Source organism: Crocosphaera sp. Alani8 (assembly GCF_038442745.1).
GTDB lineage: Bacteria > Cyanobacteriota > Cyanobacteriia > Cyanobacteriales > Microcystaceae > Crocosphaera.
In genome coordinates this window covers 1-11,307 of record NZ_JARVCN010000082.1, presented here as the reverse complement: position 1 = coordinate 11,307, position 11,307 = coordinate 1, and the positions used below count along the sequence as shown (strand labels likewise).

At 37.6% G+C, this 11,307-nt stretch carries 12 protein-coding genes and 1 pseudogene; 6 read left to right on the top strand and 7 right to left on the bottom strand.

Going from position 1 to position 11,307, the window contains the following annotated elements:
* Positions 1 to 53 precede the first annotated feature (53 nt).
* Positions 54 to 1,331 (bottom strand): lipid-A-disaccharide synthase-related protein, encoded by a 1,278-nt coding sequence (locus tag P9B04_RS06240; protein ID WP_342054135.1) that lies wholly within the window; start codon positions 1,329 to 1,331, stop codon positions 54 to 56.
* A 5-nt stretch (positions 1,332 to 1,336) separates the two neighbouring features.
* Positions 1,337 to 2,002 (bottom strand): acylneuraminate cytidylyltransferase family protein, encoded by a 666-nt coding sequence (locus P9B04_RS06235; RefSeq protein WP_342054134.1) that lies wholly within the window; start codon positions 2,000 to 2,002, stop codon positions 1,337 to 1,339.
* Between the two features lie 66 nt (positions 2,003 to 2,068).
* Between P9B04_RS06235 and P9B04_RS06230 the strand changes: the two genes are divergently transcribed.
* Positions 2,069 to 3,694, top strand: coding sequence for a Ppx/GppA phosphatase family protein (locus tag P9B04_RS06230; protein WP_342054136.1), 1,626 nt, complete (start codon positions 2,069 to 2,071; stop codon positions 3,692 to 3,694).
* A 23-nt stretch (positions 3,695 to 3,717) separates the two neighbouring features.
* Here the strand turns inward: P9B04_RS06230 and P9B04_RS06225 are convergent.
* From P9B04_RS06225 to P9B04_RS06210, 4 genes and pseudogenes are all read right to left on the bottom strand, one after another.
* Positions 3,718 to 3,885 (bottom strand): annotated as a pseudogene (locus P9B04_RS06225) (type II toxin-antitoxin system RelE family toxin); the annotation flags it as partial.
* 114 nt (positions 3,886 to 3,999) lie between these two features.
* Positions 4,000 to 4,227, bottom strand: coding sequence for a type II toxin-antitoxin system HicB family antitoxin (locus P9B04_RS06220; RefSeq protein WP_342054133.1), 228 nt, complete (start codon positions 4,225 to 4,227; stop codon positions 4,000 to 4,002).
* Between the two features lie 19 nt (positions 4,228 to 4,246).
* The gene (locus P9B04_RS06215; RefSeq protein WP_342054132.1) at positions 4,247 to 4,633 is read right to left on the bottom strand and encodes a type II toxin-antitoxin system VapC family toxin; all 387 of its coding nucleotides are present in this window, start codon (positions 4,631 to 4,633) and stop codon (positions 4,247 to 4,249) included.
* Entirely contained in the window at positions 4,630 to 4,857 is a 228-nt protein-coding gene (locus tag P9B04_RS06210; protein WP_342054131.1) for a type II toxin-antitoxin system Phd/YefM family antitoxin, read from the bottom strand. Before P9B04_RS06210 ends, P9B04_RS06215 begins: the two co-directional genes overlap by 4 nt.
* Before the next feature lie 441 nt (positions 4,858 to 5,298).
* Here P9B04_RS06210 and P9B04_RS06205 point away from each other — a divergent pair, with 441 nt between their 5' ends.
* The 4 genes from P9B04_RS06205 to P9B04_RS06190 are packed head-to-tail and all read left to right on the top strand — an operon-like array spanning position 5,299 to position 10,134.
* Positions 5,299 to 9,291, top strand: coding sequence for a magnesium chelatase subunit H (locus P9B04_RS06205; RefSeq protein ID WP_342054130.1), 3,993 nt, complete (start codon positions 5,299 to 5,301; stop codon positions 9,289 to 9,291).
* Positions 9,292 to 9,350: 59 nt separating this feature from the next.
* Positions 9,351 to 9,695, top strand: coding sequence for a hypothetical protein (locus P9B04_RS06200; RefSeq protein ID WP_342054129.1), 345 nt, complete (start codon positions 9,351 to 9,353; stop codon positions 9,693 to 9,695).
* Positions 9,692 to 9,901 (top strand): hypothetical protein, encoded by a 210-nt coding sequence (locus tag P9B04_RS06195; RefSeq protein WP_342054128.1) that lies wholly within the window; start codon positions 9,692 to 9,694, stop codon positions 9,899 to 9,901. The genes P9B04_RS06200 and P9B04_RS06195 overlap by 4 nt, the downstream gene beginning before the upstream one ends.
* Positions 9,902 to 9,903: 2 nt before the next feature.
* Positions 9,904 to 10,134 (top strand): type II toxin-antitoxin system HicB family antitoxin, encoded by a 231-nt coding sequence (locus tag P9B04_RS06190; RefSeq protein WP_342054127.1) that lies wholly within the window; start codon positions 9,904 to 9,906, stop codon positions 10,132 to 10,134.
* 58 nt (positions 10,135 to 10,192) lie between these two features.
* Here the strand turns inward: P9B04_RS06190 and P9B04_RS06185 are convergent, their stop codons facing one another.
* On the bottom strand, positions 10,193 to 10,555 hold the full coding sequence (locus P9B04_RS06185; RefSeq protein ID WP_342054126.1) for a hypothetical protein: 363 nt from the start codon (positions 10,553 to 10,555) through the stop codon (positions 10,193 to 10,195).
* A gap of 195 nt (positions 10,556 to 10,750) precedes the next feature.
* Here P9B04_RS06185 and P9B04_RS06180 point away from each other — a divergent pair, with 195 nt between their 5' ends.
* Positions 10,751 to 11,263, top strand: a complete 513-nt coding sequence (locus P9B04_RS06180; protein ID WP_342054125.1) for a hypothetical protein — start codon at positions 10,751 to 10,753, stop codon at positions 11,261 to 11,263.
* The last annotated feature ends 44 nt before the right edge of the window (positions 11,264 to 11,307 follow it).

The window sequence follows — 11,307 nt, the reverse complement described above, 5'->3', positions numbered from 1 at the left end:
CAAGCCCTTGCCTGGACTAGATTTAGTCGATGCGACATTTTTGCGTCGCTCCCTCAGTGATCGGAGTTGGGGTTTAAATGGTTTTTAACTTTGAAACAGCGATCAAACAAACAATGGGCAATCCTTTGGGCTGCCCCAGGAGCTCCCAGACGTTTTTGACCATTCTCGACAATCTTTTCTAATTGTTTGGGATTGTCCATTAACTCCTTTAAAGTGTGTCCCACTTCTTGCGGTGTATCTACCAAGGTAAAAGAACAACCTAAAAGACGGGTTTGATTCTGGGCAAATTTTCTAGTGAACTGCGGTCCCTTACCAGGAAAACTAATAACAGGTTTACCCAAACCCACAAATTGTTCTGTGGCAGTGCCGGCCATGGCTATGCCCACATGGGAGAATTGTAAACAAGATCCATAGGCCTGTTGACTCAGAATTAAATCAGTTTGATTGTGGGTAAATAAAATAGCCTCATCATCTCCTAGAGGTAAATTTTGCTTGTTATTAGCTTTTTTTTGCCAACCACCCTCGATCAAATCCTCTTGAAAGGGAATGGAATTGAAACTCGGGGTAATAGCGGCTAAAAATAATAGCGATCGCTGAGAGAAAGCTTGTTTAATGTTCTCCACAGCTTGCAGTATCAATTGCCAATTATATTGCGCTTCTGGCATTCTCGAACCAGGTAACAAAAGAATAATCAAAGTTTCCTCTTCTGAAGGAAAAGTTAGAGATGGTTGAACAGAAAAACTATCCATCATGGGATTACCCAAGTCATAGACGGGAATGGAGAATCCCCGCAAAATTTGAGCGGTAAGGCTATCTCTGACAAAAACACCACGACAATGAGAACGATTCATTAACCAGCGTTCCCAAGGAAAAAACATCGATCCTAGCCAACGATCGAGCAGGGATGTAGAATTTAACCACCCCTTTTCATCTCGTAGATAATATTCTGATTTAGCGGTTGCCACAAAGGCAAACTCACCTCCACCAACCCAGGCTAATAATAGGGGAAGAATATCACCTACTGCTAGAATTTTTCCACCTTTTTCTGCCCATTCTTTTATAGTTAAATATTGATTATAAGTAAGGATCAATAATCCATCATTAATATCCCTTCGTAGTTGATTAATATCTTGATTAAACCCTCCTGATGGCATGGTTTTTACTGCACCGATTACAGGAATATTTGCTTTCTTGTAGGCGTAACCTTCCCCCACTAAGGGTAATGCAGAAATTTTCTTAATATGGGGAATTTCTCTTAAAGCTTTAACGATAGAAACAGCAATAACATCTTCTCCATGACCATTACTAATAACTAAAATTTCTCTACCCATAACTATTAACTCATCAAAAATTCTATCATCTGAAAATCTTCTTCTGAATCAATTTCCACTGCAGCCATTTCACTCATAACATAGAGAGATATTTTACCACCGAGTCTGTTTTGGGTTTCTTTGAGTACCCACGGTTTAAAGATATAAATTGAACCATTTTCTACATATTGGGGGTTCATATCTTGACGACGAGGACGGTGACGATAATCGTAGTTAATAGACTTAGCATCCCCGTCAACTTCTTCCCAGATAAAGCGATGGGAAGGGGAAACCGATAAGAGAGAGTCTGCTTGATCTTTTTTTAGTTTAGCGATCGCTTGATCGATTTCTGCACCTGTTCTCACGGGGGAAGTACATTGTAAAAATACCAAGAAGTCTAGGTTAATATTTTTACTTTCTAAAGTTTGCAAGGCATGAATCAAAGCAGACTCAGAGGAAGCCGTATCATTAGCCAACTCAGCCGGACGATGGATGATTTTTGCGCCGTATTCCTGAGAAATAGCGGCAATTTCTTCATTGTCTGTAGAAACGTATACTTGATCAACCGAGGTAGATTGTTGAGCATCCTCGATAGAGTGAGCAATCAAGGGTTTTCCTGCCAAAAGACGAATGTTTTTGCGGGGAACTCCTTTTGAGCCTCCACGGGCTGGAATAAGAGCAACGGTTGTCATAGTCACACCTTTTAGATTAATAATAACAGCAGAGCAACACTTATGATTTTAGATTCCTTAACCTTGATGCTTACTAATAACCCACCATCCCACGACACAGTGTCAAAAGAAACCTGTACCTTAGCAGCGATCGATATTGGCACAAATTCTATTCACATGGTAATTGTAGAAGTTGACAAAACTCTACCTGCTTTTACCATTATTTCCCGGGAAAAAGATACGGTACGCTTAGGAGAGCGAGATCCCAAAACAGGCAATTTAACAAAATCTGCCATTGCTCGTTCCCTTGCTTCTCTGCGACGATGTAAAGAATTAGCAAAAAGTTTTGGCGTAGAGCATATCATCGCAGCGGCTACCAGTGCCACCAGAGAAGCACCCAATGGGTTAGATTTCATTTGGCAAGTACAAGAAGATATTGGCATCACCATCAATTTAATTTCTGGGTACGAAGAAGCCCGTCGCATCTATTTAGGGGTGTTATCGGGGCTAGATTTTCAGGAAAAACCCCATGTAATCATCGATATTGGCGGCGGTTCCACGGAAATCATCCTGGCTGATGCCCAAGAACCCAGATTTTTGAGCAGTACCAAAGTAGGGGCTGTTCGTCTCACTAATGAGTTTATCACCAGTGATCCCATCAATGAGACAGAATTAACCTATTTACAGGCTTATGTGCGAGGAATGCTGGAACGACCGATCGATGAACTGAGAGGCAAACTGCAACCAGGAGAAATAGCCAATGCGGTAGGAACTTCAGGAACCATTGAGACTTTAGTTGGTATCCATGCGATGCAAAATTTAGGGGAATTACCGAGTCCCTTGCAAGGATATGAAATGAGTCGTCAAGATCTCAAAGATATGGTTCAACAATTTATTTCTTTGACCTACGAAGAACGGATTAATATGTCAGGAATGTCTGAAAAAAGAGCCGAAATTATTGTTGCTGGTGCGGTGATTCTTTTAGAAGCTATGACTATGTTAGGTCTGGAGAGCATTACTATTTGTGAAAGAGCATTAAGAGAGGGCATGATTGTCGATTGGATGTTAAATAATGGGTTAATTGAAAGTCGGTTAAGTTTTCAAACAGAAGTACGTAAAAGAAGTGTTTATAAAATTGCCCGTAAGTATCAGGTTGATCTCGATTATGGCAAACGAGTTGGGGGCTTTGCGGTGAGTTTATTCGATCAACTTTGGGGGACGCTTCATGCTTGGGGAAAAAGGGAAAGAGAATTATTGTGGTCAGCGACGGTTTTACATAATTGTGGGGTTTATATTAGCCATTCGGCACACCATAAACACTCTTATTATTTAATTCGTCATGCGGAATTATTAGGGTTTACGGAAATGGAAATAGAAACTATTGCTAATATTGCTCGTTATCATCGAAAGAGTTCTCCTAAAAAAAAGCACGATGCTTATAGTAAGTTACCTGATAATTATCGGAAGCAAATTAAACACTTAAGCGCAATTTTACGTATTGCTGTTGCTTTAGATCGTCGACAAATTGGAGCGATTAAAGAATTTCATTGTAAATATGATGAAGAGTATAAAAAGCTTCACTTACACCTCATTCCTTCTAACGATAAAGACGATTGTACTTTAGAATTATGGAGCTTAGATTGTAAAAAAGTTGTTTTTGAAGACTTACACGGTTTAAAAATTGTGACAACTTTAGAATCAAAAATTTCATAAATTACTCTATAATCACCGACACGATAACGATAATAACTTGATAAGTTACCTTTCAAATTTTTGATATTTGGGTAAGTATACGGATTAACTTTTAAAAGATCAAAACAGCGATCTAATTTTTTTTGTAATGAACCAGAAGCAGATTCAAAAAAAGCTTGAGCATCAACACTAATTAGAACAGTATAACTCATATTTTCATTTGAGTTGTTCAATTGATAGTGAGAGAACTGTAAGTAATAAGTGTTATCGCTAAAGTTAATAAGTTCGTGCTAATATCCCTAAATCTGAATGTAAAAAATGATACATTATAAATTGACAATAATTGATTTAGGTTCGGGAATATCTTCCCCATCTTCTAGTAACATCAATAAATGAACCCTAACTGCTTCTTTAATTTTCTGTATCGCTTCTTCTTGACTGTCACCATGTGCCATAATTCCTAATTCTAAACATTTTGCTAAATAAGAATTATCTTCTGATGAAATTTCAACTAAATAAGAATATTTTTTAGTATCTTCTGAAATATTACTCATTTTTTATATTGATAATTGTTTACCATAATCTTGTTATAGGATAATTATCAAACATAGAATCAAGACTCAGGATAGTTAAATTTTCAGCTATTGCTTGAGCAATTAATAAACGATCAAAAGGATCTTTATGATTAAAGTCTAGCTGTTCTAGTATATCTAAATGTTGAGGAGTAATTGCTAGTAAACTTATATCATTATCATACATTTGTTCTCTTACTAAATCAGATATAGACAATTGTAATTTAAGTTTACCAATACTAACTTTAATTGTTATCTCCCATAAACTAGCAATACTTAAAAAACGTTCGTTTGTTTGGTTTTCAATTAACGTTCTAGCATTTTGACTCAACTTTGAGCTACCATCAATAAACCACAGAAAACTATGAGTATCAAGTAATAATTTCATGGTGTATATTCATGAAAATCATTTAAAGGTTCATCAAAATCATCTGACATTTCAATTAAACCTTTTGCACTTCCGAATTTTGGTCTAGGTGTTTTTGATTTTAACGGTAAAATTTGAAACGGTTGTCCATCATTACTGATAATAATAATCTCTTCTCCTTGTGATGCTTTGTGAATTAATTCTTCTAATTGCTTAGTTGCTTCTTTTAAGTCAACTTTTTGCATATTATTCCTCTTTAATTTAATTTGATACATCTAAACTTAACTATAACTCATTTTTACAGTTTTTATATTTTCAAGATTAATCTTTACTATCATAACTAATTGTTTAAAATAGAAATGCGATTTCTATTTATATTATCTATTTTCTTTCACCAAAAATAAAATCAAATACATTTAATAGTCAATTTGTCAATACTAAAATAAATAATTTTTGTAACTAAAAATTCGAGTAAACACTCAGTAATTTTGTCAATATTTGTAACAAAATATTTCATTTTTCTTTACAAAATGTGTCAAAACACTCGGTGAATACTCTATTGGGCCTCGTTTTCTGATAAAAAGACATACAGTGCTAATTAATTTTGGCGAGCAATCTTCTTAGCCGATGTTGCAAGATTTCCCACCGTTTCAGACCATCATAAAAACAAAGGAGAAATACCATATATGTTTACCAACGTCAAGTCCACCATTCGCCATATCGTTCCAGATGGAACAAGTGGTCGTTCTTTGCTAAAGGTGGTCTATGTGGTGTTAGAACCTCAGTATCAGAGTTCCCTTTCCGCAGCAGTTAATGCTATTAATAAAGATAATCCTAAGTTAGCTATCGAAATCAGTGGCTATTTAATCGAAGAACTTAGAAACCCCGAAAATTACGAAGAATTTAAGCGAGATGTAGCAGAAGCAAACTTATTTATTGCTTCTTTAATATTCATCGAAGATTTAGCAGATAAAGTGGTTGAAGCAGTACAGCCCCATCGTGATAATATAGATGCGATTGTGGTATTCCCTTCAATGCCCCAAGTAATGCGCTTAAATAAGTTAGGTAGCTTTTCCATGGCCCAGTTGGGACAGTCCAAAAGTGCGATCGCCCAGTTTATGCGCAAACGCAAGGAAAATTCTGGGGCAAGTTTCCAGGATGCTATGTTAAAGTTATTGCGGACACTGCCTCAAGTGCTTAAGTATCTTCCGGTGGAGAAAGCGCAAGATGCTCGCAATTTTATGTTAAGTTTCCAATATTGGTTAGGTGGTTCTTCTGAGAACTTAGAAAACTTTTTAGTAATGTTGGCCCATAAATACTCTTATCCTGATCTATTTGAAGATAAACAGGTTGAGTACAAAGATCCTGTGGTTTATCCTGACATGGGAATATGGCATCCTTTATCCATGCAGATGTTTGAAGATGTCCCTTCCTATATGGAATGGTATAACAGTCGTAGCGACATTTCCGACGACTTAAAAGATCCTCTGGCCCCTTGCATTGGAATTATTCTACAACGAACCCATCTTGTCACAGGAGACGACGCACATTATGTGGCAATGGTGCAAGAGTTAGAATGTATGGGGGCAAAAGTGCTACCTGTGTTTGCAGGAGGATTGGACTTCTCTAAACCTGTAGAAGCTTATTTCTCTGACAAGAGTATTAAAGGTGTGGAAGCAGTTCCCATAGTCGATACAGTGGTATCATTGACAGGGTTTGCCTTGGTGGGTGGTCCGGCGCGTCAAGATCATCCCAAAGCCATAGAATCATTAAAACGCCTCAACCGTCCCTATATGTGTGCGTTACCCTTGGTATTCCAAACCACCCAAGAATGGGAAGAAAGCGATCTGGGGTTACATCCTATCCAAGTTGCTTTGCAAATAGCCATCCCTGAGTTAGACGGTGCCATCGAACCCATTATACTCTCAGGACGGGACGGAAACACAGGACGGGCGATCGCACTTCAAGATCGTATCGAAGCAGTGGCCCAACGGGCGATGAAATGGGCTACCTTAAGGAAAAAGCCTAAACTAGATAAAAAAGTAGCTATTACTGTGTTTAGTTTCCCTCCCGATAAAGGAAATGTGGGAACTGCAGCTTATTTAGACGTATTTGGGTCTATTTACCAGGTAATGAAGGCTTTACAGGGAAATGGTTATGATCTTCAAGATCTACCTGATACTCCCAAGGAACTGATGGAAGCGGTCATACACGATGCACAAGCTCAATACGCTTCTCCTGAGTTAAATATAGCCCATCGTATGTCCGTGGAGCAATACGAACGCTTAACCCCCTATTCTGTGCGTTTGGAAGAAAACTGGGGACCCCCACCAGGACATTTAAACAGCGATGGACAAAATTTACTCATCTATGGGAAACACTTTGGTAACGTCTTTATTGGGGTTCAACCAACCTTTGGTTACGAAGGAGATCCCATGCGGTTACTGTTCTCAAGATCCGCTAGTCCTCATCACGGGTTTGCTGCTTATTACACCTATTTAAACCAAGTTTGGAAAGCAGACGCAGTGTTACATTTCGGAACCCACGGATCACTGGAATTTATGCCAGGAAAACAGATGGGAATGTCTGGTGAATGTTATCCTGATAGTCTCATTGGAAGCATTCCTAACTTATACTATTATGCTGCCAATAATCCCAGTGAGGCGACAATTGCTAAACGTCGCAGCTATGCAGAAACCATCTCCTATTTAACACCACCGGCTGAAAATGCAGGGTTATACAAAGGACTGAAAGAATTAAGTGAGTTAATTTGTTCTTATCAAACCTTAAAAGATGGGGGTCGGGGTATTCCTATTGTTAACACCATCATGGATCAATGTCGCTTAGTGAATTTAGATCAGGATATTGATCTTCCTGATACCGATGCTAAAGACATGACCCAAGAAGAACGAGATAATATCGTCGGTTTGGTCTATCGAAAATTGATGGAAATTGAATCTCGTCTGCTTCCTTGTGGACTCCATGTTGTCGGTAAACCTCCCACCGCAGAAGAAGCGATCGCCACTTTGGTAAACATAGCATCTTTAGACCGAGAAGAAGAAGAAATTACCTCCTTACCTCGCATTATTGCTGATAGTTTAGACCGAGATATTGAGGAAGTCTATCAGAACAGCGATCGGGGTATTTTAGAAGATGTGGAACTGCTACAACAAATCACTTTAGCAACCCGTGAAGCAGTAGCCTCTTTAGTAAAAGCCCAGATAGATGCAGAAGGAAGGGTATCTCTTGTATCTAAACTAAACTTTTTCAACTTAGGTAAAAAAGCCCCTTGGGTGGAAACTTTACACGATTTAGAGTACACCAATGTCGATCAAGATAAGTTAAAACCCCTGTTTGAGTACCTAGAATTTTGTTTAGAACAGGTTTGTGCCGATAATGAATTAGGAGGGTTACTAAAAGCATTAGAAGGGGAATATGTATTACCTGGTCCCGGTGGTGATCCTATCCGTAACCCCAACGTTTTACCTACTGGTAAAAACATCCATGCGTTAGATCCTCAGTCTATTCCTACTTTAGCTGCGGTCAAGTCGGCAAAAATAGTTGTAGATCGTTTAATTGCCCGTCAAAAAATTGATAATGGTGGTAATTATCCAGAAACTATTGCTTGTGTATTATGGGGAACTGACAATATCAAAACCTATGGTGAGTCTCTGGCACAAATTATGTGGATGGTAGGAGTTAAACCCGTACCCGACGCATTAGGACGAGTCAACAAATTAGAGTTAATTTCCCTTGAAGAGTTAGGAAGACCTCGTATTGATGTGGTGGTCAACTGTTCTGGCGTATTTCGTGACCTGTTTATTAACCAAATGAACTTATTAGATCAAGCGGTTAAAATGGCAGCAGAAGCAGACGAACCTATCGAAATGAACTATGTTCGTAAACACGCAATACAGCAAGCAGATGACATGGGAATTAATCTCCGTGAAGCTGCTACCCGTATTTTTTCCAACGCTTCCGGTTCCTATTCTTCTAACGTTAACTTAGCGGTAGAAAATAGCAGTTGGGAAGAAGAAAAAGAACTGCAAGATATGTATCTCAACCGTAAAAGTTTTGCCTTCGATTCAGATAATCCTGGTGTCATGAAAGATAACCGTAAAGTGTTTGAATCAGCGTTAAAAACGGCAGATGCAACCTTCCAAAACTTAGATTCTTCGGAAATTAGTTTAACGGATGTCTCCCATTACTTCGACTCTGATCCCACAAAAGTTGTCGCAAAGTTACGGGATGATGGAAGAAAACCCTCTGCTTATATTGCAGATACAACCACTGCTAATGCACAGGTTCGTACCTTATCTGAAACCGTCCGTTTAGATGCACGTACCAAGTTATTAAACCCTAAATGGTACGAAGGAATGTTATCTCATGGTTACGAAGGTGTGAGGGAACTTTCTAAGCGGTTAGTGAATACAATGGGATGGAGTGCAACCGCAGACGCAGTAGATAACTGGGTGTATGAAGACGTTAATACCACCTTCATTGAAGACGAAGAAATGTGTAAACGTCTGATGAATTTAAACCCTAATTCTTTCCGTAAAATGGTCGGTACATTACTAGAAGTTAACGGACGAGGTTATTGGGAAACCTCCGAAGAAAACTTAGAAAGATTACAGGAGTTGTATCAAGAGGTTGAGGACAGAATTGAAGGAGTAGAATAAGATAGTAGGGTGGGCATTGCCCACCTTACTTATTTAATTAAGTTTAAGATAATTTAGTAATGGCAGAATTACCACCAGAAATTACGATAACTGTTCTAGAATTACAACGACAACTATTATCAATTATTCACAAAACAACAGCAACCGCTTTTATACTTCTAGAAAGTTATGGAGAAACAGAACAAACCATTGTTTCCCTTAATGATCTTGATAATATTAGAGAAAGGGCAAATACTTATTATTCACGATTTTATACACTACTATTAAGGATTGCCGATTCTCAACCTATAGCCAGTAATGCTATGCTAGAGTTATTAGAACGTTCTATCGAGGAAGCACAAGCTAATATTGCAGCATCAGAAGCAACCATTAGAGAAGAAAAAAGGAATTGGAATTTACCATGACACAAGAACCATTTACCCCTGATATGGAACAAATTAAAGCAACATCAGCTAAAGTTAAAGCACTTTGTCAGCGTATGGATGCCGAGATTTTAGTTTTAGATGATATTATTGCTCAATTAGAGGAAGAAAATAGACGTTCTCCTTTATATCAATATCGCTTGAATAAAGCCAAAAGATTATTAAATAGTAACATTCGTGTTAAGTAAAATTGAAAAATTATAGCACATTAGACTATTTTTTATCTCTTAAATATCCTATCTCAATTTATCCCGAAGATGAAGGAGGATATACTGCTTTAATTCCTGATTTACCAGGGTGTATGACCCAAGGAGAAACCTTAGAAGAAGTTGTTATTAATATTGAGGAAGCAAGAGAATTATGGATAGAAACGGTTTATAATAGTGGCAAGAAAGAAATTCCTTTACCTTCCAGGAAATAATTAATATTTTTAATTGAATAAGGTGCATTAATGAAGTTTAATGCGCCCTACAAAATAGCTAAAGATTAACTGTTGTACATCCCCTCTTGGAACCAAATGGTGTAGATACTTTTCCGCATATTTTCAAGGTAAAATTCCCGAAATTAACCGAAAATTCGACTTCTGCTTTAAAGCCTCGTTTGCCTCCCCCAATTTTAACCGAAGCATTATTAGGTGTCAGCGTTACCTTACCTAAGTCCACATCCCCAACAGGAGTTTCAAGCGTAGCAACAACTTCAATACTATCGTTCCTAACAGTCCAACACGCTTTTATCGTACATCCACCATAAGATATAAGGTCTATACAACCTGCGACTGCTGCTACTTTTTCAATATAGCTGTCATTCAAAACATCACCATCGATTAACTCTATGTCAGGCATTTTCTTCTCCTTTCAAATATAATTTTGATTGTTCAGTTGAGTCTCATCCTGAACATACCAATTGTAAGAGAAATTTTAATTAAAATGGTGCTTTTAAAAGTTATGTGAAGTCTGATAAAGACGGAACTTTTCTAAACAATCTTTACAAAAGACGGATTTTAGATGACAATGGCTGATAAAGACTGAAGTATAACTATGAATTCTCAAGATTTAGTGAGCTACTTAGATGAGTTAATCTTCTCTTCCACAGGCAAACATATCGATAGTCTACAAGTCGCTATATTGAAAGGTGTCTTAAACGGTCAAAAATACGCTAACATTGCAAAAGATTATAACTGTAGTAAAGGTCATGTTAAAGATGAAGCTTATAAACTTTGGCAACTTCTATCTGATACTTTAGGAGAAGATATTAATAAATCTAATTTTCGTGCAACAATTGAAAGATTAGGTATTGCAAATAATAATTCTAAACTTTTTAACCCTGTTCAAATTGGTGAAATTAATGTTTTTCCTAATTCTGCTACTGATATTGAAGACAATGATGATATTATTAACGATGATAAAATTATAGTAGAAGCAATAGAAAAGAAAACGAAAAGAAAAATGATTCCTAGATTAGTTAAATTAGGATTAAATGCAGAACAAATTGCAGAAGCATTAGAGGTGAACTACCCACGCATTCCGCTGCGCTTCATGCGGGGCTTCTAACTTCGTTGGGGATTGCGTCTGACAAAACCGAAGTTTTACCAGTC